This is a genomic window from Patescibacteria group bacterium (assembly GCA_041665345.1).
In the GTDB taxonomy this organism is placed as follows: domain Bacteria; phylum Patescibacteriota; class Patescibacteriia; order PEXW01; family PEXW01; genus JBAYJA01.
In genome coordinates this window covers 571878-592347 of sequence record JBAYJA010000001.1, presented here as the reverse complement: position 1 = coordinate 592347, position 20470 = coordinate 571878, and the positions used below count along the sequence as shown (strand labels likewise).

The window sequence follows — 20470 nt, the reverse complement described above, 5'->3', positions numbered from 1 at the left end:
TGTACCTAACGCGTGGAAAGCACGCTCCGCTTGTACGAATCAAGGTTATCCAACGCCACACCTGTGCCCTTTGCTACGCAGAGGAGCGGTTCGTCAGCCATGTAGGTTGGTACGCCAGTCGTTTGGCTAAACAGTTTGTCCATATTCCGGAGCATGGAGGAACCGCCGGACAGTACCATGCCTTTATCAATCACGTCAGCAGAGAGTTCTGGTGGCGTATTTTGCAAAACCGATTTCACGGCCTGAACAATCCCAGCAAGTTCGTTTTGAATTGCTGCGGTTATGTCATCAGACGTCACCCGAAGGGTGGTTGGGAGGCCACTGACCATGTCACGACCACGAATGTCCATGGAGAGTTTCTCCTCCAACGGTAAGGCCGACCCTACAGTGATTTTTAACTCCTCTGCTGACCGTTCACCAATAGCAACACCGTGCTTCTTCCGAGTGTACTCTTGGATGGCTGCATCAAACTTATTTCCCCCAATGCGAACGGACGTGTTGGCAACAATACCACCCAGGGAAATGACGGCTATTTCGGACGTCCCACCGCCCATGTCAATAATCATGTGGCCGGAAGCAGAGCCAATGGGAATGTTTGCACCAATTGCGGCTGCAATGGGTTCTTTAATAATGTACGCAGCTTTTGCCCCGGCTTGGATAGTCGCGTCAATGACCGCCCGGCGTTCGGTACTCGTAATCCCCGCGGGCACAGCAATCATAACCTCGGGGCGGAAAAAGCGCACACCGCCCAAAGCTTTGTTAATGAAGTACCGAAGCATTGCTTCCGTGGTTTTATAATCTGCAATCACACCTTCCTTCAAAGGCCGGGAAGCAGTAATCGTGTCAGGAGTTCGCCCAAGCATTTCTTTCGCTTCCAGACCCACAGCAAGTACCCGCCGGTCCAAAACAGAAATTGCTACGACTGATGGTTCATTTAGCACAATCCCACGTCCGGGCATGTGCACCAGCGTGTTGGTTGTCCCAAGGTCAATCCCAAGTTTTTTGCCAAAGAGAGCCATACTACGGTGCTTGGAGCTGAAAGCTTCTATCCGTAAGCAGGTTTGTGGCAGCAGTGTACACCTGGTTCTTTACGGTCAACTGGTCTACTGCGTCTTCCCCATTGACAAAGTCTCCTGGCAAGTGCAGTTCTACCTGCAGCGCATGGTCTGGTGTCCCGGGTTGCTTCTGCACGAGCAACGCGTACTCGCCGCTATCAACGAGAGCAGTAAGGGTATTTGGTAGTGTGTAGCGAAGGTGTAGCTCATGTGATGCGCCGACTTCCGTACAGGTGAAACCTGCAAACGCAGTCAGCCCAAGCTCTTCCAAAGTTTCCACTTTTCCAGCACGAGTTACTTTGCAATCCACCATTGCACCAGAGGAATCTAGCAGCGTGCTGCCGCGAGGTACGTACACCCGGGTATACGTTCGGTACCGCGTGGTTTTCCAATTAAGCGTGCCAGTGTTCTCATACCGAATGGTGAGATCCGCAATGAGCGCGTTCTCTTTTTGTTCAACCTTGTACGTGATAGTTCGCTTTACCGCGGGGTCTGACTTCAAGCTTGCCATGTTCGCATCCACAACCATGAGCGTATCGCCTCGTGGCGTTTCTACATGCCCTGTCCAACCCAAATCCGTAAGCTGGTTTTGGCGTGCGGTGTCACCAACCCAAACCATGACATGCTTCTGCTCCAAATTCTTCTGAAAAATAGTCCAGGCTTTTCCGTACTTCTCCTTTGGCAGCTTCAGCATTTTCTCAATCAGCGCGGCACCCAAATCACCAATAATGCCCTTGCGTAAACTCGCATCAATCCCCTGCTGCGCAAATTCGACGCTGGTGATGTACTGCAATTCCTCAGCAAAATTCTCAGAAGTAAATGTTTTCTTGCTGATCGTAATTGGACCGGTGATTTGCAGGAGATCTTGGAAAAAAGTTGGGTCAACTGCAATGACTCCGTGCAAGCGGCGTTCGTTCCCGCCTTCTCGACGGTAAAAAGTCAGCGCTTCTTGGGCGGCAGTTGGGAAATCTGGTGACCAGTTGGAATCACGAAAGAGCCAACGATTCACTTTGTTGTACCTGGTTAAGGGCGCTGGCGGAGTTACCTGTAAGTTCTTCGCCTTATCATCCAAATTGTATACGTTGTCTGTTGTGAAAGAAACGATCTCACCGTCTTTTACCTTCAAGATGCCGTACGTACCAATGAAACCCCCGGCTGGCCGAAGTTCTGCGTTGTTCTGCAGTAAGAAAAGGTAGGTTTGCTCTTCGGGATAGCCAAGGAGCGGCGGGAGAATGCGGGATGCGGGAATTGCCTGGGTAATGCCGTCTTGCAAGGCTGGCAGTTGCTCCCGAAAAGGTTCAACTGCCTCGCGCAACTTCCCAACCAAACCGGTTTCTGGAATTGCATTGATATGCGTCATAGCTAAGTCAATGGAGGCTTTTGCAGCTTGTAAGTCCGGTTGTGCCTCTGCAATAGCTTTGAGAATGACACGTTTCTGTTCAGGCTTGAGCGAGCTTAAGCTAAAAGATTTTCCGGTTTTGAATGGCCGAACAACGGTTTCGGCCCATGTGCTCAGGCGTTCAATGCCGCCGGTGGAAGCTATACCCGCAGCGAGCAGTTCCTCCACAGCAATGACTTGGGTTTTGACATAGGGAAGCTTTTTCAATGAGCGTAAACGCCCTAGCCGATCTTGCGCCGTTTGCAAATGCTGCTTCCCAGAAGCAAGAGCGGTTTGCCCTTCGGTAAAATCCTGCTGCACAATGTAGGTTTGCGCTTTTTCCAAGTCGGCTTTTGCCGCTAAAGCTTCGGTGGCAATGGTTTTGGCAGCTGGACCATACCACACACCCAGAATACCCAGGATAACCACGATCACCGCAAGCGGCGGCCAGGTGTATGGCCATGCGCGCTTGCAACCGTGCCACGTTGCGGCAGCAATTTTTTTCCACGCTTGCTTTTTGAGAAAGTTACGTTGCATAGGGTTCTACACGGAAGTGGAGCGAAGCGGTATCGGTGTACCCCAGTACTTCATGAGATAGCGAAACCAGGAGCGAATGTGAATGCGAGTTGGGTAGGAAAAAATGGAAGCAAATCCTGCAGTATCAGCCGACTGTCGCTTATGGTAGTGCACCACTTCCACGTCTGCACAGTAACGCACTTCCCACTTCCGCTCCCAGAAGCGCCGGCACCAATCAACATCTTCAAAGTAGAGGAAGAATCGACTATCCATTTCTCCAACTTGCTCTACGGCGCTGCGTCGGGCAATGAGGAATGCCCCAAGGAGCCAGTCAACCGGAGCATTCTCCGCATGGTTGAAATCTCGCATGAGGAAGTGCCGAAGGTGCGCCCGGCAGCCAGGCAGTTTCCCAAGTGGCGTGCGGCGAAGCAACGGTGTATACCAGGCATGGAATCGGTAGCAGGAATCTTGGACGCTTCCGTCTGGATTCAACAGTTTTGGTCCAGCAAGCCCAACCTGCGGATGCTGATCCATGAACGCAACCAGACGGTCAAACGGCTTGTCCATGATTGCCACGTCGGTATTCAAGAGCACGACGTACCGACCAGTTGCCCGCCGTAACCCGAAGTTCATCCCTGCAGCAAAGCCTTCGTTCACTGGTGAAGCAATGGTGATAACATTGGGAAAATCACGCTCCAGCATTTCCACACTTCCATCCTTTGAGGCGTTATCCACCACAATGCACTCCGCTGTGACGCTATCGCCAGAGTTACTAATGCCCCGCAGGCACTGCCGAAGCAGACCACGGGTCTTGTAATTGAGAATAATGATGGAAACGTCAGGCTGGGTCATAGCCGCAAGGCTGCTCGGAGCTGCTTGGCGTGCACGAAGCGACGCTCATCAACTGCGAACGTACGTGCAGCATGCCACATTTTCACGAATTGAGCAAGGGCACGAATAGTCACGTGAAAGTCCGTTGCTAAAAGGTACAGCATGCGGAACAGCTCCGCTGGAAAAATCAGCCAAAGATCGGAGCCAAGGGTGCCACGGGTTTCTGCGGTAACGTAGAGGAGGTAGTGATTCCGAATGCTCAGGAACCGGCGCTGGTCACTCCGTGCCGATCGTGGAGTCTGCGCACGTACCGCTCTGTTATGCGTCGCCAGCGCTTCCGGCACGACCATCGCCTCCCAACCCGCCCACTGCAAGCGCCAAGCTAATTCCACATCCTCTTTGTACGCAAAGAAAAGTTCGTTGAAGTATTCGCCTTCAACTTTGCACTCCTCTAAGGCGCGACGTCGGTAGAGAGCAACTGCGCCGGATACCCCAAATATTTTTGTGGGGATGGTTGGCACATCCTTTCGCTCTCGAACCACGCGATATCGAGAAACATGCAAGCCAGTCGTATCAATGGTCCCAGCTTGTTCTCCACGCACAACTCCAACGAACGCAGCTGCGGCTAAGTACTCCTCTGCGGTATCAAGAAGCTTTTCCACGTAGGTAGGTTCCAGGACTACATCTGGGTTACATACCAACAGATAATCTGCAGCACATTTCCGTAGCGCGATATTATGTCCGGCTGCAAAACCCACGTTGGTGGTTTGCGGCAGCCACTTGACTTGCGGAAAAGTTGCAACAATTTTCTGCGTTTCGTCCGTTGAAGCGTTATCAACGACGTAGATTGTCCTAATCTTGACTGTCTGCGCTTGCAAAGAACGGAGCAGGTGTGCGATCTGCGTTGCGCTGTTCCAGGTGACAATGCTAACGTCAACGGTTGGCATACCGAGGGTCGTACACGACGAAAATGGTTGTGCAGAGCAGGAGGAGGCCAAGACCAAGCGGATGATTGAGGTACGGGGTTGTGAGGTGAATGACGCACAGCGCAAGAATACTGGCTCCCACACCCACAAGGAGCGGCCGATGTTCTGAGGTGAGCCGAAGCAAGTGGACAACCCGCCAAAGCACCCAGGCGAGAGCCGCAACGATACCGAGCGTCCAAACCAACCCAAACTGGACAGCAAAGCCGTGGTACCCAAGTTCGTACGCGGTTGTGGTGTACAGTGCGCCTTCTGGATTTTTGCTGACACGTGGATCTTTGGTTCGGTACGTCAGTGCCGTACCAAAACCATTTCCAAGAAGTGGCTGCGCTGTGATTGCTTGGTTCATGACGGGCAGTAATTCCTTGCGGCTGGACACTGCCGATTCAGTGGAAATTTCTGCGCGCTGCCGAACCAGTGACCCACCGCTTGCTCCCCCACCCCAAAGCCCGGGGAAGTTCACCGACCACACAAAGCCAAGGTAACCAAGAAGAATTGCGCAGCCGCTCCAGAGCAGTACTTTTCCAAACTGCTTCCGGGCAATGCGATTGTAGAGGACACCAAAACCAACCATGCACACCGCTACCCCAGCACCCAGCCAAAAGCTTCTGGAAAGGCTGGTGATAACAACCATAGCCCCAGCACTGGCAACCAGCATCCACCACCAGCGCCGCACTGGTTCAACAATGACCATGCTCACCCCAAGGAAGAAGCCAAAAATGCCATAAATGTGGCTTTGGAAAAAGACGCGGTACAGGTGGCCAACAATGTAAGTAATTTCCCCTACCCCTGTGTCCCGCACCCAGCGGTAGAGCGGGACGAGCGACGTGGAAGCAATATGATCGAACAACGCCTGAACAGCAAAGGTTTTAACCATCATCACCACAACTGCGACGCCAGCCACGTACAGCAATCGGCGAACCTGCGCTTGGTTTTTGAGCAGGCCAAAAGCTGGAATGAGCCCGAGGAAGAGAAAGGCATTTGCATCATCAAAAATTGCACCTGCACCGTGGTTCCGCAACAAGCCAACCACAACTCCCCACACCGCAGCACCCAAGAGTACCAACCACGCGTACCGAAAAGCGCGTTGCCCACCCCAGAGACTTCTCCCTTGCACAATGTGCATGCAGCTAGCCAGGAAGACCGCAGCAAAAATCCCCAAGCGAATAGAAATATCCATGCTGCCAAAAGGTAAGGAGAAAAGGTAGCCTTTGCCACCGAGCACCAGTTCGGCCAAAACAACAGCCACGCCAATCTCTGGCTGGCTAAGGGAAATGGCAAACGTTGCAGCAACGATGACCACCCAGCAAACGACACCCAGCACCGGTTCATGCCAGCTGAAATAGGATGCCACTTCAACCAAGAGGAGGAGGGTGAAGACTTTCCAAAGCGTTGACGAAGACATACTACGTTGCTTTCTTCTCTGGGGTGACCAAAGACGCCAGCCAAACAAGGAAGAGGCCAATCCAACCAGCGCACCAGATGAGCACGTGTGATGGCAGAGTAAAGTATTTCCTGGCATAGACATTCACACTCTGCATCCACTGCCGTTGCCGGCGGACAGATGGCACCTGCCGAAAACTTTGACCACCCAGGTGCGTGAGTACAGCATCTGGTACGTACCAAATGTCCCAACCAGCTTGCTTGGTGCGGGCACAGTAATCAACTTCTTCAAACCAGACATGGAAGTGCGTGTCTAGCAGACCAATGTGCTTCCATACGTCCTTGCGGATGAGCAATGCTGCACCCATGAGCTGCTCAACCTTTTGCTCCTTTGAAGGATCCAAGTCTTTGGCCAAGTACTTTCGTAGTAGTGATGGCCACCAGTGCGTCACTTTTAGCGCAATACCTACGAGCGTCCAGACATGCGGCAAACGGCGAACCGAGGGTTGCCACGATCCATCGAGATTAAGTAATTTGGGTCCAACAATCCCGGCTCGTGGGTTTCTTTCGGCAGCAGCGAGCAATGCAGGGAAGCATCCAGCAGGAACAAGCGTGTCAGGATTGAGCAGAAGTGCGAATGGCTCTGCTATCTGCTGCAGCACTAAGTTATTCGCTGTAGCAAAACCCACATTCGTGGCTTGAGCAAGGAGGCGCACCTCTGGGAATTGCGCGCGGACTGCAACGGCTGAGCCATCAGTGGAGGCATTGTCCACCACCCAAATGGTGTTTGGCTGTTCGGCTTCTGGCAGGGCATGCAAACTCGCCAGACACGCCAAAAGCTGCTCGCGGACATTCCAGCTCACAATGATGACGGCAATATCGTGCGGGGTAGACATACCTGTACCCTACCTAGGACGAGCCGACTGCGTCAAACGCGCTGCCCGAGTCTTTTCCATTGCTCGAACCTCAGCCTCCGAAAAGCCAAAGTAGTGTGCAACTTCATGCAGTAGCACATCTTCCACTACTTGCCGAACGAGGTGATCATCCCCTTGCGCAACCTGCTGAATAGCTTCTTGGAAAAGGGTAATCCGGTCTGGTAGCACACCGCTATAGCCTTCGCTCCGCCGGTTCAAGGGAATGCCCTGGTATAAACCCAAGAGTATGGAACCTCTGGCAATCCCATGCTCAAAACCAACTGGCGTGCGGCCAACCGGCTCAACGACGATCGCAACATTGTGAATGCGTTCCCGAAACCGTGCCGGAAGCGCTTCCCATGCCTCCAGAACAATAGCGTGAAATTGATCGCTCTCCACTGTCCTTACGCTTCACGACGGAGAATAGCGCAGAGCGCATTCTTTGGGGCGTTGGGGTGTCCGCTAAAACTGCATTCCCAAATGTTTTCCAAAGAAAAGGCTGGCGCGAACAAAGCTTTCAACGCTTCCTCGTCATACCCATGTGGACCAACACTTTTCTGGGATTGCTGGTGCAGCGTCTTAACGATGACAATGCCGCTGGCGCTACAGGCATGTTGCAACGCCTCCATGTACAGTTCGTGCTCATGCACGCTAAAACCCTGCAGCACTGCTCGGTCTAAAATAATGGAAAAGGGTTCTGGAAAACGTGCGTGCAAAAAATTTGCAACGGTGAAAGTTACTTCCACACCCTCACGCTCGGCCAGCTGACGGGCGTGGTGAATGGCTGTTGGTGATACGTCTATTCCAGTCGCTGGATAGCCAAGCTTTGCCAAGGCTATAGTTTGCATGCCCATGCCACAGCCAACGTCCAGCACCCGTCCACCTTTCTGCCCGTAGGTTGTTACCGCCTTCTCAATATCTGGATCCACATCACTCCGAAACCACGATGCAGATTGCAGGTTCCCAAATTGGTAGATATCTTCCCAAGATGTGTGCTGCACAATTGGCATAGTCGCTATGAGTTTTTCTTCGGTGGCTTTGCACGGGCAGTTTCAAAAGCCGAAAGCATACCATTGAAGAGTTCTCGGAAATGCTTCTCTTCCCGATTTCCAGTTACTGGCAAGTGAAAGTTGAGATCCCCATGGGTTACCCGATCCATCCCCTGCGCTAGAATGGTAAATGGTTTACTTATCCGCCAAGCCAGGAGCAAGGAGATGATGAGGACGATTGGAAAAATGATCAAATCTGCATATCCAATGGAGCGAAGTACTTGCCAGCGCTGTTCGTTCACTGTACTGGCTGACAAGTCAATCCCCAGAACAGCAATGGACGTCCCCTCAGCATTCTTCAGCGGCGCGTACCCAGAAAGCCACGTACCCCACTTATCATAGGTGAACGCTGGGTCTACGGATGGAGCGAGTAGACCTGCTTCAAGCTCCGGAAGTTCAGTAGTGTCATACTCTTCACCCAGCATGGCTTTCACTTCATCATTATCAATGGTGCCATTCCCATCTGCGTCGGTTGATCCTTTACCACTCACCACAAAAGTCATGGTATGCGCATTGGCAGTTGGGCGGAGTGTGTAAATATCATCGATAGCCGGATTCCCTTTCATCACTGATTGAAAGTAGCTTTCAATTTGCGCGTAGCCGCTCTCTTTTTGATCTTCGGGCTTTTGCAGGGACTCATGCACAACTGCAGGAACTCCTTGAACGACGTTTATCGCAATTTGTTGTAGCTCTTTCTGCGTTTCGCTAAAAATGTACTTCGTTCGGATGAGATAGAGTGTTCCGCTGGCAATGAAGCCAATGAAAAGGAAGGTAAAGAAAACCCACCAGAATATAGTTTTTCGGTATGGAGCATGGTGCTCGTGGGTGTCTGGCATAGCCATGAAAAAAATGCGAAGTACTGTAAGTGTACTGCTTTTTCCCCTCCCCTACCACTCACGAACTCATAACCCGCTTTTGCCTTTCGCTGAGCGTATTTGCGTAATAGCACCAACGTACCGACAGTAGTCGCAGCCTGCTCCAGCTGCAGGAAGGTCATTTGACTGCAAGCATCGGTACGCATCCAGTAACGTTGGCTCAACCCAGTCTGTCTTCCCGACGTAGGGTATGAGCTTGATGGTAAATTCCAGCTTTGCATCAAAAGCTTTTGCATCACTGTCCCCATTGCAGTACACAAAGTACCCGGTGTCTGAAACGGTAAAGCCATTTTGCCGGAACAACCATTGGTACACTTCCATTTGCCGCTTGTAGCCAATTTGCCAATCCGCATCCAGGTTCACTTCTTCTTTTTTTGATGTGGCTTTGTAGTCAACGATGATCAACTCACCCTTGGGTTTGACCCAGAGATCGTCAATGCCACCAGTAATGAGGAAGTTTGTAAGCGAATGGTGGAACGTAATACCCCGCCGAAGGGAATCACGCCACTCGTCCAGCTTCTCATGCGCCATGGGTTTGGCATTGATTTTGTACTTCTTCTGCAGCGGGTGCTTGGTACCTTTGGCACGGTGCACGTCAAATTCCCGCTTTAGCAGTTCATCCACTGCACTATTCAAGCTGAAAGGAAACCCCGGTGGCCGACCCACGCCCAAGCGACGGTCTTGGTAGAAGCAGCGTGGACACTCTAAATACAAATCTATTTTTGAACGAGAGAGTCGGAACGGCGCTGGACTTTTGGGGTCGTAGAGATTTTTGGTTCTTTGGGGGTTGTAGTAGTCGGACATAACATTATTCTATCACTTTTTATCATAACAAGAATTTCCTTGTTTTGTGATACTCAGAGCACGTAAGCCTTGACAATACACATTGCATGCGCTAGTATAGGCAGTCTTGAACGTGCGACCATAAGTGTGTTCGGTATCGATTCAAGATGGGAACGCGCAACCCTATTGCGCACAGGAGGTTCTTTACAAATGCCATGCATTCATCAATTTTCATGGGATCAAAACGGCGAACTATACACTGTCGCCTGGTTGAGCACAAATGTCCAACTTTCAGACCGTGCACACCATCTCAAACTGATTGACCAGAAATCATCAGAACCGTCAGAAAATCTCGTAATCGAGATTTCAAAAATCCACGGCGTTCAGGACGTGAAGGTTGATCGGTACAAAGTGCGTATCGAACGCACTTCGCTTGTTCCATGGCCATCAATCTGCTCTGAGGTTCAACAGGTGATTTCAATCCACCTTGCGAAGCTCAATGCCGCACCTAATAACGGTACGCCGACCGCATAAACAATTTCGACTTGCTCGTTAAAGGCCTCGTTACATAACGAGGCCTTTTCATTGCACTATAAAACGTAAATCACATCCTTCCGCTCCACCACAATTTCCCAACCCCGCTTCTTTGCTTCCTTGTAGAGGACAGCGTTTGGATTAAAGCAAATAGGCTGCTCAACCATTTTCAGCATGGGTATGTCCCCTTCCGAATCTCCAACACCAATGGAACTTTTCAGCGAGAGCTTCTCCTTGGAAATTGCTCGTTGTAGTATTGTGGCTTTGTCATCAATAAGTTCGCGGTACAAAATTTTTCCAGTAAAACAATTTTGGCTATCAAGTTCAAAAATACGACCATACACTTTGGAAAATCCCCAGTGCTTGGTGAATGCGTCCACCATGTCTTTGGGCGAGTGAGAAATGGCCAGCAGAAAGTAGCCCCGCTTTCGCAGGGTAGTAATGAGGTCACGAGTATACCGGTACACCCGGTGGCTTTGGTAGTCCAAAACTTTCTGCGCAATGCGGAGAAAGACAGCGCGCTCTACTCCCTGGATATGCTTATCAAAAGCCTTGACCACCGCGGCAATGTACTTGTCATACCCAGCTTTGCGGTTCAGCCAATTTTCAAATGGCTTCTGGTACATTTTTCTTGTTGATGCAGGAAACACTCCTTCGGCAATCAAAGCATTGGTGACCTCAATGAGTAGGCTGGAACGGAAGATAGTGCCGTCAATGTCGAAAATTGCAACTTTGCGCATATGGACAAAGAAAAGTCCTGAAAACTACGAACGAGGGCCCCTTGCCAACTTTTTCGGCTTTGATTTTAGCATTGGCAATGCATCTGCCGTAAGCTGAATGAGTTTACCAAACCACTGCCGATCTTCCAGCAATTCCTCACTGATCCGCATGGAAGGTTTTGCCCCAGGATATGCCTCACCTTCTTCATATTCCTTGCCAATGAAACCTTTTCCAGGTTCAGTGATTTTTACAAAAAGTTGGTCATCACACACCAATGCAACAACCTTCCCATTGCAGTACAGAGCATATTCCCCAAACATTTTTCGCGCGGCAATGTCCGGCAAGCCAGTGAGCTGGTCCAAAAGGTAAGTTATGGTTTCCGTCCTCGTGCTCATATCGCACAGTATACTCTACTTTGCTTTTCGCTTTGCCTGCTTGATAAGCTGCAACTTTTCATTGCGAGAAAGCTGCTTGAATTGCAATTCGGCCTTGGTTGCCGTGGAACGCGTTCGGTACTTCTTTACATATACCAAACGCACAGGCCGTCTGCTGCGTGTGTACCGCGCGCCTTTGCTGGAGGTATTATGCTCAGTAATCCGGCGGGAAATGTCTACGGTAATACCGGTGTACAGAGTTGCGTCTGCGCACCGAACAACGTAAAGGACGTACATACAGGAAGAGACTTAGAATCGCTTCTTGTTGTCTTTTCGCCAGCCAGAATTCTTTCCGGTGCGGGGGTAATCCCGCGTTGGTGCGGCAGGCCGGGTGGGCCGAGCAGCCAAAACCCGGAGAATGTTATCTAACTTCATATTGATGCGGTCCATTTGCTCCTGCATATTTCCGCCATCTGCTTGGCCGGGGCTACCTTTGTACTTCCCAAAGCAGTTTTTGCAAAAGACTGGTTTACCCTGCACAGGCCGGAAAGGTACCGTGCATTCATTGCCGCAATTGCCACAGGTTGCCGGGTACAGCCGGGGTTCATCCGCAAATGTCTCCTCCCCTTCACCTTTCCCAAATTGCTTAAAGCACTTGTTACAGTACACGGGCTTTTTCCCCTTTGGCAAAAACGGTACCTCACATGAGTCACCGCAATTCGCGCAGGTTGCCAAGTGCATTGTGCTATCCACACTCCGATCCCGACCCCCAAACTTCCCAGCTGGGCGTTTACCGCCTGGACGTCGTGAAAATGAAGGTTTCGCCATAAGAATGCAGATACCAGGCAGGAGTTGCCCAAAGGCTACTAGTGTACGCTGAATAGCCGATGCATGCAAGGGGAAAGGTATGGCGACGTGGTTAGTGGGTGTGGAGGCTAGTTAGGTTGTACGGCCGAGGGTAGAGTCTCAGAAAATGCAATGTATCCTAAAAAACCTTCTTCCATACCCTCTGACCTAACGAGCCTCCATGCCGACCGCCTTTTCTACACTTTGACAGTCCGAAACGTATTTCGTATTTCATTCTCCTGCATCCGCGCCTTCACAATCTTTTTTACTAAACCAGCGGGAATAGCTTTTCCTAAGGGAAATTGAATTGTCCCTTTAGACGTTTTGTACTTCGTTAGCTCTTTGGCAAAATTTTTGGTGACTGAACCACTGGCTGGGAAAAGACTGCAGTGATCCCGAAAGGCAGCAAAGTACACCAAGCGACCTTTGTAGCTGTAGTACGGCATGTGGTAGCTTAAGCCTTCCACTGCCTTGGGTGCGCAAGAGGTGATGAGTTTCCGCAATTGCCGTAGCATAGGCCTTGCTTGCGGCGCCGCAGCAGCAATGTACGCGGAGACAGTTTTTGGAACTTTTGTGGATTGCATAGACTATTCGATTGCAGCCGCAAGCTTATCAAATGATTCGTTCCAGCCAACTTGCGTTAGCTCTTTGTCAGTACCAGCCGGCATGCCAGCATGCTCCAGGCGCATCTTGGTTGTACCATCGGCAAGTGATTCAAAAGTAATTGTGGCTTCTAACTCCAGTGGAAAGTTTTCCATCCCATACTCTTTCCCAGAAATAATATTCCCTTGCGCATCTGCAAAGCTGTCGGTGCACACAATTTTCTGCATGGGCACAATCTCCTTGTACGTGCCAGTACTCCAAAAATCTTGCTCTGGCGCATCAGGTGCGGGCTTGCCGCGCATGCAGAACAAGTACTTCCCACCGACGCGGAAGTCAATGGTCATAGAAGGTGCAGTAAAAGCTTTGGCACCCCACCACTTCTTCGCGAGCTCTGGGTCAGACCAGGCTTGCCAGACTTTTTCTACGGGTGCAGAAAAAGTGCGTTCGATAATGAGTGCATCACTACCTGCTTGGCTACTGTTGGTCATACAAAGGTATGATTATGGCGAGTGAACTCACAGTAGTATAGTACGAGATTACGACTGCAGACAAACCTACGCACTTTCATAGGTGCATACGGTTAATTGCAGTAATCACTACTATCCCCACTCACCCCGTCTGCTGCAGGTAAACCCAGAACAAAGGCAGAATCTGCTGCTGGCAACAGCTTGAGCCAGCAAACCGCGTACCAACTTTGACTACTCAAAGGGTGCTCTGCAGTCCAGGTAGCATTCCGAGATGCAGTATTCTGCTGGCGCAGGTCGTAGACCCCAAAGTCAAAAAAGATATTTGAACTGGCAGGTTCACCAACAGTCGTGGCAATTGCCGTCCCAGCTTTGACCAAAAGCGGTTTTTTGAAAGTTGTGGTGCGAGTATCCCCCGCACCTCCAGCAGGAAGTTGCGCAGCCAGTGTAGCGAAAGTTGGTGAGAGAGTACGGAGGTGATCAAAGCGGTACTGTATGCCGCAAGGAGCATGGAGGTCAAACATGTACTGTGGATCTCCATTTTCAGTGTAGTGGGCCCCGTCTACAACAAACGCATCTTGAGGAACCCAGATACCCACTTCCCCACTTGGAACGCCCTGTAACCGAAAGCCACCGTGCGCTTTGTAATTCCCGCTCCGGTACTGTCCGGGGTAGAGCATTGAAGTGGCCAGCGTTACGTCCACGGGTGAGGGGATGAGCAATGGGTTTGGGCAGGCAGGAGGTACACCACTCACTCGCCACTGCTGCCCGTTGAATGACCACTGCACATTTGCAAATGGGGTAAGGGTCTTTACGACATTGGCGATGGTCGCCGGAAATGGACTACTGCTTTGCTTGGTCCATTTTTCTGCAACTGCAAAGACGCTTTGCTTGTCAGGTGAGAGTAGGGTGATACGCCATGTGGTCTTGGTGCCACGAACTGTCCGCTGCAAAGTAATGATGGATGCCTGCCAACCCAAGCGACTGGATGCTGAAACCTTTTGGGTAGCGCCATTCTTCTTTGTCACCTCTTTCGCATACGCTGTGACAAACCCAGACCAACTCTTCTTCAACGTTGCTCGCAACCCGGCTGTGAGGATGTTACTCTCATTATTCAGCAATTGCACGTTTGCGGTATAGCTAACCCCTTGCTGCTGTAGCTTTTTCACATTTGCAGCTGGTGGAAGAAGTGTGACTGCCTTCTTCCCCTGCTTCGTGCTCCACGTACTAGGGTAGGTGAAGCTGTACATATCTGCTGCAAAGGTAAAGGTCTTTGTCGTTGCAGCTTTGCCAGCCTTGGGTGCTACCCCAAAGGCTGCAGCAACTACAACGAGGGTGATAAGAAAGATTAGGGGACGGTTCATACGACTTGCTTCTTGCGTGCCAACCACCTTTGCTGTAGTGAGCGAAGGGAAATGGTTGAAAGCACGTACCCAACAGAAGGGATGAGCGCAGTGAGGAATGGCCGGTCACTGTGAATGACAAGCAACCAAAGGAGCGCAAAAACGTACGTCGTTAGGGCAATAAAGCCACGACGTATCCAACTTCGCTCCCAAGCTTTGTCAGCTTCAACCCTGGCATTTCTAGCTTGGATTTCTGCAATTTGCGCTTGCAAGGTATCCATAGCGCAAGTATAGCAACTAGGTATGATTTCCGGCTACGTACCCACTGGTCCAGCACAGTTGTAAAGAGTACCCGCCTGAAGGCCGGGTAATGTGCAGTAGGTCGCCAGTAATGAAAAGATTGTCGTATTTCCGAGATCGAAAAGTCTTCCCATCCACCTCACGAATGGGAACACCACCGTCTGCCACCACAGCCCATTCATAGCCCATAAGACCTTGAACGGTGATGGGCAGAGCCTTCAATAATTGCCCCAGAGCTTTCCGCTCAGCTTGGGAGATACTATGAATTTTCTTTTCGTGTAGAACTCTGGGAAGTAAGGTAATGATGCTGGCTGCCGTGCCGGTTGGCGTGAGGAGTCGCAGCACATTTTTCAACACTTTGTTTTTATTTTGATCAAAAACTTTGGTGATGTGCTTATCGAGGCTACCAAAGTCCAGTTTTGGAAAAACATCAATACTCACGGTCACTTTACCCTGGCGGAGCATATCCCCCACCTTGCCCGCAGCGTTGAGAATGAGCGGGCCTGACAAGCCAAAGTGGGTGCAGAGTATCCGGCCCTTCAACTGCAATAGCTTCTGCCCTTTTTGGAAAAAGCTTACGTGCACATCATCCAATGCGACACCAGCTAAGTTTTTTACCCAGGTGTCAGCGACAGCGAGTGGAACAATGGTTGGTGTTGGGGGTACTACGGTATGCCCTAACTTTGCCAGCCACCGGAAACCATCACCGGTTGAACCAGTCTCAGGATGGGAACGTCCGCCTGTAGCCAATAGATAATTTTTTGCAACCATGAGTTCTTTCCCCACCACAACGCCAGCTATTTTTCCATCAACTATACGGATGGTTTCTACGGTTGTTCGCTTCCGCACCTCCACTTTTCCGCATGCCAAGTAGTTGACGAACAGACGAACCACATCCTCAGCGCGTTCCGTTTTTGGAAATGCTCTCTGACCGGCTTGGACCACAGTGGGCAACCCCTGATCCGTGAAAAACCGCATTGCATCTTGATTGTCAAATTGGGCAAAGGACGAGTAGAGGAATTTTTCCGCCTTCCCAAAGTGTGCCAAAAACAGACGCTGGTTCTCTTCTGCGTTGGTAATGTTGCACCGACCACCACCGGTTATAGCGAGCTTTGCACCAAGCTGTGCATTCTTCTCAAGGAGGAGTACACGTTTCCCACGCTCGGCAGCCCTGCCTGCGGCCATCATCCCCGCTGCGCCACCACCAATGACCAAAAGGTCGTACACCGACATTACCGTATCGCTGCGAGGTCAATAACCGTATCCACGCGGATTTGCTGCACAAACTCTGGAATGTGCGAAACCATAATCATTGCTCCTTGGTACTGATCCAGTGCGTCAGCCAGGACAGGCAAATGGCGGAAATTCACATGGTTGGTTGGCTCATCTAAAATGAGTAGTCCAGGTTTTTGCAAAACTAGACGGCTGTACGAGAGTAGCGCCTTCTGCCCTTCGGATAGCGCTTCAATTTTGCGGGAGAGAATAGCTCCGTCCAGCAGAAACCCAGCGGCTGTGGAGCGCAGCTTGTGCTCATCTCGTTCGGCCATGACTTCCACCAAAGCGTCGTACGCAATTTGCTCACCATCCAAGTTCCCAAAGTCCTGCTGGTAGTACCCAACCACAACCTCTGGGGCAATGGTGGCATAGTCGGACGAGCCTGCGGCGAGCACGGCCAGCAACGTGCTCTTCCCAATGCCATTTGGACCCGCAAGCACAATGTGGGTATTTTTCCGAATATCCAGATCAAATTTCTTGATTGCCACTTTGTGGTTGTACATGGCGCCCACAGCATGGAGCTGCACAATTTTCCCATGGAAGTGGCTGTCAAAGTTTTGGCAGAGAATGGTAAAAGGTCGAATAGCTTTATCCTCTTGGCGAACGCTGACAATACTTTCTTCGGCAGACTCTGCTGCTTGCCGCATGCGCTTGGCTACGAACCGGAGTTTGCCGCCTTTGTGGGCAAAGACTTCAGCCTGCGCCCGCTTCTCCTTCACCTGGCGCTGCATACGAGCATTGAGTAAATTTTCACGTTCAATCCGCTGGCTAATCTCCTCTACCACATCTGTGTAGTTCCCCGTGTACTGCTCCACCTTCTGCGTGTGCACGTCCAAGTACAGCACCCCGTCGGAAAATGCATTCAGGAAGTCAGCATCGTGCGAAATGACCAGGCAGGTTTTCTCATACATCACCAGGAAGCTGGTGAGGTGGTCAATCCCATGCTGGTCCAAATTGTTCGTGGGCTCATCCAGCAACAGAATGTCAGGCTTCTGAATGAGTGCATGTGCGAGCAGTAACCTCGCTTGTTGCCCGCCAGAAAGTTCCTTCACCAGTTTGGTGATTGGTACATCTAGGTGAACAATTGCAAAGACATCTTTAATAAGCTTATCCAGACTGTATTCGACCTCCGTGAAAGCTGTGGCAAAGTAGTCCCGGATACTCAGCCCCAGCATGTCCTTGGGCATCACTTGCCGGGCAATGGCAACAGTAGCATTGCTTGGCGTTCGGAAGACCTGGCCTTCGGTTGGTTCAGCTTCCCCGGTAATGAGTTTAAAAATAGTACTCTTCCCTGCGCCATTCTGGCCCATGAGCGTGATGCGGCTGCCCGTGCGTACAGAAAAAGACACGTCGTCCAGCAACTTTTTGTGGCTGCGTTCGTACTCAAAGCTGACGTCGGAAAAACGGAGAACAACGGAATCATGTGTCATGGGGTTCAGTTTCTTATTTGCTCAGTATGTTTTTGCAGCCAGATTGCAATTGAAGGAATTTCCATTTTCTCACGGACAATCCGTAAAGCGAATGCATGAATTTCACCTTCTTTTGTAACACAGCGAAAACCATTGTCTTCAAGGAAAACGAGCGCTGCAGTCATAGCTGTTCGTTTGTTTCCATCTACAAATGGATGGTCAAAAATTATTGCGTGTGCATACGCAGCCGCCTTTTGAAAAATTGTTGGGAATAATTCTTTTCCAAACACACTCTGTTGCGGTCGGGTTGTTGCACTTTCTAAGCGCCCACGATCACGAAGACCATGAGCGCCACCAGTTTCGTCTACTACAAATGAGTGCATCTTCAAGAGATGCTCAACTTTAAGGTATCGCATTACTGTTTTGCTAGGGCTAACAAGTCTGAACGATAACGCTCAATAAAACGCATCGTCAATTTTGCGATCTTGTCTTCATCAGCATTCTGACGCTTTTCCGGGACTATCTTTACTATTTGCTTCAGTGGGTCAACGGTAACATTTACGCGTGAACCAACCTTCCAGCCAAGGTTTTTCAGTGATTCCTTTGAAATAGTCACCGCCGCGGAATCGCCAACTTTTAGGACTTTTTGGGTCATAGTAGATGTATTATAATCTTATTATAATACAGTGTCAAGCCACGCTGATGATGGTAATGCGAACAGTGTCCGATCCAATATTCATTTGCACTGTATCCCCTACTTTCTTGCCTTGTAATGCTGCACCCAACGGTGACACATGCGAAATAATCCCTTTGCTAGGATTTGTCTCGGTTGGCCCAAGAATCCGGTACGTCTGCTGCTTCCCAGCCTGGTTCACGGTTACTGTACTTCCTAGCTGCACAACGCCGTTACCTTTTGCCGTGGAGATGATTTTCGCATGTTTGAGATGATCCTCAGTTTCCATGAGCTTTTGGTTCAACCCACGCAACCGGCCTTTGGCGAGTTGGTATGCCGCGTTTTCGGAAAAGTCCCCCATCTCGGCTAGACGTTTCACTTCAGCCGCTGCTTCTGGCCTAGCTTTCTTTAGACGAGCCAGGAGTGCGCTGAGTTCATCAAATTTCTCCTGCGTCATGTGAGGATCGCGGAAGAGGTCAGCGTACTTACCGGGTTTACGGGTGGGAATGCGCATAGGAGTTGAGTATAGAGGAAAAAACTGAAGTATGGTTACACCTTGACAAAGTAGGTTTTATGAGGTAGTTTCAGGTGTTCATTAACAATACAATATCACCGAACAGGAGGAAGCGAGATGCGACGAGTATTTTTCCTTGGGCTAGCACTGGTTATTGCCAGTATGATTACCGTTGGGTTTGGGCAAGAAGTCCCAGTCTTCAACGAAAAGTGGGAGTACGTACAGGACCACGCTGGTGTTTTTTCCAATGCGCAGCGTGCGCATTTGAACAGTATTCTGAAATCCTACGACACCACAACCAGCATTGAAATCGTGGTGGTGACGACTGCCAATCTTGGTGGATACGACATGTTTACATTTACCCAAAAGCTGGGTGATGTATGGAAGCCAGGAAAGCAAGGTTTGGATAATGGCATCATTCTCCATCTCACCGTAGATCCTGATGCTCGGGAAGTACGTTTCCATACCGGTTACGGCATTGAAAATGAGTTACCGGACATTGCTTGCGGTCATATCATTGATCAAGACATGATGGGTTTGTTGAAGCAGGAACACTACGCTGAAGCACTGCTGGCTGGGGTGCAAGCCGTACAACGCACTCTAGGAGAAAAATCGTGGGAACAGCGCCTTGCATACAACACGCAAGTACAACAGCGAGAGAAGCAGGAGACGGCGGCATTGCTACAAGGTTTCCTGATGGTTCTTCTGGGTCTTATGGTCATTGGGGGGATTACGGCAATTATTTACATCCCAATTCAACGCAAACGCTTTTTGCAACGAACTCGGCAAGATGCGCAGAAGAGCTTAGGAAATGTAAAACAAACCTTTGCTCGTGCAACAGAAGGAATTCCAGAAAAGGAAAAACTTCTCCAGCATCTGCGAGAAAACTACCCGCCAGTAAACTGGAACGCACTGACAGGTTTCGCAAGCGTCGTTGCCAAACTCCACACGAAAGCAGAGCAGCACATGCAACGTGCAACGACGCTACTGAAGTCTGAAAAACGAGACGACATAATCGAAGCTGCATCAGCTGCAGCAGAAGCGCTGATACTGGCGAACCAAGCTGAGGCATCTGTTCTCGCAATCTCAGCTCGGTTGGCGGATTTACGTCACGCACAGCAAACAGTTCCAGAAGAACTACAGAAACTCACAAATGCACTTGCAATAGCGAGCAAAACCGTTGCCGACGAGAAAGTTGGAAAGGAAGCCAAGGCCAAACTTTCGAGTGCCGAAAAATCGTTACAAGCAGCTAAGGCATCGATTGCGGAGACGCCAATTGACTGGTTGGAGGTCAGCAAGCACCTGAGGGATGCAACACAGCTTATGGGCAGCGCCCTGAGCTATGCCGAAGATGATTTGCATCCACGGCAAACGTACACCAGTCTGAATCAAACCCGACGAACGAGCTCGTTTGGCGGTTCCCGGTCTGGTGGCGGCGCTGGGTACAAACCCGGTGGCGGTCGCTTTGGCGGTGGCGGCGCTGGGCGAAAGTTCTAATTGTACATACAAGCGGGAAGAGAAATCTTCCCGCTTTTTCATTTTGCATAAATACCGCCTACTTCATCAAATCCTTTATATTTTTCATGGAAGCGCACAAGGACTTGACAAAGTGTTGAAATAGCGCTACAGTAATGAGCAAACTCTTTGA

The 20470-nt window shown here is 50.4% G+C and carries 25 protein-coding genes; 2 read left to right on the top strand and 23 right to left on the bottom strand.

The genetic code is table 11. The annotated features are described in order from the left end of the window. Positions 1 to 5: 5 nt before the first annotated feature. The 10 genes from WCV85_03150 to WCV85_03105 all read right to left on the bottom strand — a co-directional run bounded on the left by WCV85_03150 (position 6) and on the right by WCV85_03105 (position 9788). Complete coding sequence (locus WCV85_03150; protein ID MFA6473848.1) at positions 6 to 1019, bottom strand: rod shape-determining protein; 1014 nt, start codon at positions 1017 to 1019, stop codon at positions 6 to 8. A gap of 1 nt (position 1020) precedes the next feature. Then, positions 1021 to 2970, bottom strand: coding sequence for a DUF4012 domain-containing protein (locus tag WCV85_03145; GenBank protein ID MFA6473847.1), 1950 nt, complete (start codon positions 2968 to 2970; stop codon positions 1021 to 1023). Between the two features lie 6 nt (positions 2971 to 2976). Next, on the bottom strand, positions 2977 to 3801 hold the full coding sequence (locus tag WCV85_03140; GenBank protein MFA6473846.1) for a glycosyltransferase family 2 protein: 825 nt from the start codon (positions 3799 to 3801) through the stop codon (positions 2977 to 2979). After that, entirely contained in the window at positions 3798 to 4727 is a 930-nt protein-coding gene (locus tag WCV85_03135; protein MFA6473845.1) for a glycosyltransferase family 2 protein, read from the bottom strand. Before WCV85_03135 ends, WCV85_03140 begins: the two co-directional genes overlap by 4 nt. Next, complete coding sequence (locus WCV85_03130) at positions 4714 to 6168, bottom strand: hypothetical protein (GenBank protein ID MFA6473844.1); 1455 nt, start codon at positions 6166 to 6168, stop codon at positions 4714 to 4716. Before WCV85_03130 ends, WCV85_03135 begins: the two co-directional genes overlap by 14 nt. Position 6169: 1 nt before the next feature. Then, on the bottom strand, positions 6170 to 7042 hold the full coding sequence (locus tag WCV85_03125) for a glycosyltransferase family 2 protein (protein ID MFA6473843.1): 873 nt from the start codon (positions 7040 to 7042) through the stop codon (positions 6170 to 6172). Positions 7043 to 7051: 9 nt separating this feature from the next. Next, the gene (locus WCV85_03120) at positions 7052 to 7459 is read right to left on the bottom strand and encodes a metallopeptidase family protein (protein ID MFA6473842.1); all 408 of its coding nucleotides are present in this window, start codon (positions 7457 to 7459) and stop codon (positions 7052 to 7054) included. Positions 7460 to 7464: 5 nt separating this feature from the next. Next, positions 7465 to 8070, bottom strand: a complete 606-nt coding sequence (locus tag WCV85_03115) for a class I SAM-dependent methyltransferase (protein MFA6473841.1) — start codon at positions 8068 to 8070, stop codon at positions 7465 to 7467. A 5-nt stretch (positions 8071 to 8075) separates the two neighbouring features. After that, the gene (locus tag WCV85_03110) at positions 8076 to 8945 is read right to left on the bottom strand and encodes a HAMP domain-containing protein (protein MFA6473840.1); all 870 of its coding nucleotides are present in this window, start codon (positions 8943 to 8945) and stop codon (positions 8076 to 8078) included. Between the two features lie 66 nt (positions 8946 to 9011). Then, the gene (locus WCV85_03105; GenBank protein ID MFA6473839.1) at positions 9012 to 9788 is read right to left on the bottom strand and encodes a PD-(D/E)XK nuclease family protein; all 777 of its coding nucleotides are present in this window, start codon (positions 9786 to 9788) and stop codon (positions 9012 to 9014) included. A 189-nt stretch (positions 9789 to 9977) separates the two neighbouring features. Between WCV85_03105 and WCV85_03100 the strand changes: the two genes are divergently transcribed. Continuing rightward, positions 9978 to 10301, top strand: coding sequence for a hypothetical protein (locus WCV85_03100; protein MFA6473838.1), 324 nt, complete (start codon positions 9978 to 9980; stop codon positions 10299 to 10301). A gap of 56 nt (positions 10302 to 10357) precedes the next feature. Here WCV85_03100 and WCV85_03095 read toward each other — a convergent pair whose 3' ends face one another. The 13 genes from WCV85_03095 to WCV85_03035 form a co-directional block, all read right to left on the bottom strand. Then, the gene (locus tag WCV85_03095) at positions 10358 to 11041 is read right to left on the bottom strand and encodes an HAD-IB family hydrolase (protein ID MFA6473837.1); all 684 of its coding nucleotides are present in this window, start codon (positions 11039 to 11041) and stop codon (positions 10358 to 10360) included. Positions 11042 to 11065: 24 nt separating this feature from the next. Continuing rightward, positions 11066 to 11416, bottom strand: a complete 351-nt coding sequence (locus WCV85_03090; protein MFA6473836.1) for a TfoX/Sxy family protein — start codon at positions 11414 to 11416, stop codon at positions 11066 to 11068. 15 nt (positions 11417 to 11431) lie between these two features. Further along, complete coding sequence (locus WCV85_03085) at positions 11432 to 11692, bottom strand: GIY-YIG nuclease family protein (GenBank protein MFA6473835.1); 261 nt, start codon at positions 11690 to 11692, stop codon at positions 11432 to 11434. 12 nt (positions 11693 to 11704) lie between these two features. Continuing rightward, positions 11705 to 12223 carry a CxxC-x17-CxxC domain-containing protein gene (locus WCV85_03080; GenBank protein ID MFA6473834.1) on the bottom strand — a complete coding sequence of 173 codons (519 nt, stop codon included), beginning with the start codon at positions 12221 to 12223 and terminating at the stop codon, positions 11705 to 11707. A gap of 215 nt (positions 12224 to 12438) precedes the next feature. Continuing rightward, on the bottom strand, positions 12439 to 12825 hold the full coding sequence (locus WCV85_03075) for a DUF1801 domain-containing protein (GenBank protein ID MFA6473833.1): 387 nt from the start codon (positions 12823 to 12825) through the stop codon (positions 12439 to 12441). 3 nt (positions 12826 to 12828) lie between these two features. Continuing rightward, positions 12829 to 13332, bottom strand: a complete 504-nt coding sequence (locus WCV85_03070) for an SRPBCC domain-containing protein (protein MFA6473832.1) — start codon at positions 13330 to 13332, stop codon at positions 12829 to 12831. Between the two features lie 92 nt (positions 13333 to 13424). Further along, positions 13425 to 14672, bottom strand: coding sequence for a hypothetical protein (locus WCV85_03065; protein ID MFA6473831.1), 1248 nt, complete (start codon positions 14670 to 14672; stop codon positions 13425 to 13427). After that, positions 14669 to 14932, bottom strand: coding sequence for a hypothetical protein (locus WCV85_03060; GenBank protein MFA6473830.1), 264 nt, complete (start codon positions 14930 to 14932; stop codon positions 14669 to 14671). The genes WCV85_03065 and WCV85_03060 overlap by 4 nt, the downstream gene beginning before the upstream one ends. Before the next feature lie 16 nt (positions 14933 to 14948). Continuing rightward, positions 14949 to 16184 (bottom strand): aminoacetone oxidase family FAD-binding enzyme, encoded by a 1236-nt coding sequence (locus WCV85_03055; GenBank protein MFA6473829.1) that lies wholly within the window; start codon positions 16182 to 16184, stop codon positions 14949 to 14951. Then, a complete protein-coding gene (locus WCV85_03050; GenBank protein ID MFA6473828.1) occupies positions 16184 to 17656 on the bottom strand; it encodes an ABC-F family ATP-binding cassette domain-containing protein in 1473 nt (490 codons plus the stop codon). The genes WCV85_03055 and WCV85_03050 overlap by 1 nt, the downstream gene beginning before the upstream one ends. 5 nt (positions 17657 to 17661) lie before the next feature. After that, positions 17662 to 18051 carry a type II toxin-antitoxin system death-on-curing family toxin gene (locus WCV85_03045; protein ID MFA6473827.1) on the bottom strand — a complete coding sequence of 130 codons (390 nt, stop codon included), beginning with the start codon at positions 18049 to 18051 and terminating at the stop codon, positions 17662 to 17664. Next, positions 18051 to 18290 carry a hypothetical protein gene (locus tag WCV85_03040; protein MFA6473826.1) on the bottom strand — a complete coding sequence of 80 codons (240 nt, stop codon included), beginning with the start codon at positions 18288 to 18290 and terminating at the stop codon, positions 18051 to 18053. The genes WCV85_03045 and WCV85_03040 overlap by 1 nt, the downstream gene beginning before the upstream one ends. A 34-nt stretch (positions 18291 to 18324) precedes the next feature. Next, the gene (locus tag WCV85_03035) at positions 18325 to 18822 is read right to left on the bottom strand and encodes a GreA/GreB family elongation factor (GenBank protein MFA6473825.1); all 498 of its coding nucleotides are present in this window, start codon (positions 18820 to 18822) and stop codon (positions 18325 to 18327) included. Positions 18823 to 18939: 117 nt separating this feature from the next. Between WCV85_03035 and WCV85_03030 the strand changes: the two genes are divergently transcribed. Beyond that, a complete protein-coding gene (locus tag WCV85_03030; GenBank protein MFA6473824.1) occupies positions 18940 to 20319 on the top strand; it encodes a TPM domain-containing protein in 1380 nt (459 codons plus the stop codon). The last annotated feature ends 151 nt before the right edge of the window (positions 20320 to 20470 follow it).

Coding starts and splice junctions, on each gene's coding strand:
- WCV85_03110 (MFA6473840.1), bottom strand. CDS start 8,945: ATGCCAGACACCCACGAGCACCATGCTCCATACCGAAAAACTATATTC.
- WCV85_03050 (MFA6473828.1), bottom strand. CDS start 17,656: ATGACACATGATTCCGTTGTTCTCCGTTTTTCCGACGTCAGCTTTGAG.
- WCV85_03045 (MFA6473827.1), bottom strand. CDS start 18,051: ATGCGATACCTTAAAGTTGAGCATCTCTTGAAGATGCACTCATTTGTA.
- WCV85_03030 (MFA6473824.1), top strand. CDS start 18,940: ATGCGACGAGTATTTTTCCTTGGGCTAGCACTGGTTATTGCCAGTATG.
- WCV85_03085 (MFA6473835.1), bottom strand. CDS start 11,692: ATGTACGTCCTTTACGTTGTTCGGTGCGCAGACGCAACTCTGTACACC.
- WCV85_03060 (MFA6473830.1), bottom strand. CDS start 14,932: ATGGATACCTTGCAAGCGCAAATTGCAGAAATCCAAGCTAGAAATGCC.
- WCV85_03035 (MFA6473825.1), bottom strand. CDS start 18,822: ATGCGCATTCCCACCCGTAAACCCGGTAAGTACGCTGACCTCTTCCGC.
- WCV85_03040 (MFA6473826.1), bottom strand. CDS start 18,290: ATGACCCAAAAAGTCCTAAAAGTTGGCGATTCCGCGGCGGTGACTATT.
- WCV85_03125 (MFA6473843.1), bottom strand. CDS start 7,042: ATGTCTACCCCGCACGATATTGCCGTCATCATTGTGAGCTGGAATGTC.
- WCV85_03140 (MFA6473846.1), bottom strand. CDS start 3,801: ATGACCCAGCCTGACGTTTCCATCATTATTCTCAATTACAAGACCCGT.
- WCV85_03090 (MFA6473836.1), bottom strand. CDS start 11,416: ATGAGCACGAGGACGGAAACCATAACTTACCTTTTGGACCAGCTCACT.
- WCV85_03070 (MFA6473832.1), bottom strand. CDS start 13,332: ATGACCAACAGTAGCCAAGCAGGTAGTGATGCACTCATTATCGAACGC.
- WCV85_03065 (MFA6473831.1), bottom strand. CDS start 14,672: ATGAACCGTCCCCTAATCTTTCTTATCACCCTCGTTGTAGTTGCTGCA.
- WCV85_03150 (MFA6473848.1), bottom strand. CDS start 1,019: ATGGCTCTCTTTGGCAAAAAACTTGGGATTGACCTTGGGACAACCAAC.
- WCV85_03100 (MFA6473838.1), top strand. CDS start 9,978: ATGCCATGCATTCATCAATTTTCATGGGATCAAAACGGCGAACTATAC.
- WCV85_03080 (MFA6473834.1), bottom strand. CDS start 12,223: ATGGCGAAACCTTCATTTTCACGACGTCCAGGCGGTAAACGCCCAGCT.
- WCV85_03115 (MFA6473841.1), bottom strand. CDS start 8,070: ATGCCAATTGTGCAGCACACATCTTGGGAAGATATCTACCAATTTGGG.
- WCV85_03075 (MFA6473833.1), bottom strand. CDS start 12,825: ATGCAATCCACAAAAGTTCCAAAAACTGTCTCCGCGTACATTGCTGCT.
- WCV85_03055 (MFA6473829.1), bottom strand. CDS start 16,184: ATGTCGGTGTACGACCTTTTGGTCATTGGTGGTGGCGCAGCGGGGATG.
- WCV85_03095 (MFA6473837.1), bottom strand. CDS start 11,041: ATGCGCAAAGTTGCAATTTTCGACATTGACGGCACTATCTTCCGTTCC.
- WCV85_03145 (MFA6473847.1), bottom strand. CDS start 2,970: ATGCAACGTAACTTTCTCAAAAAGCAAGCGTGGAAAAAAATTGCTGCC.
- WCV85_03135 (MFA6473845.1), bottom strand. CDS start 4,727: ATGCCAACCGTTGACGTTAGCATTGTCACCTGGAACAGCGCAACGCAG.
- WCV85_03130 (MFA6473844.1), bottom strand. CDS start 6,168: ATGTCTTCGTCAACGCTTTGGAAAGTCTTCACCCTCCTCCTCTTGGTT.
- WCV85_03105 (MFA6473839.1), bottom strand. CDS start 9,788: ATGTCCGACTACTACAACCCCCAAAGAACCAAAAATCTCTACGACCCC.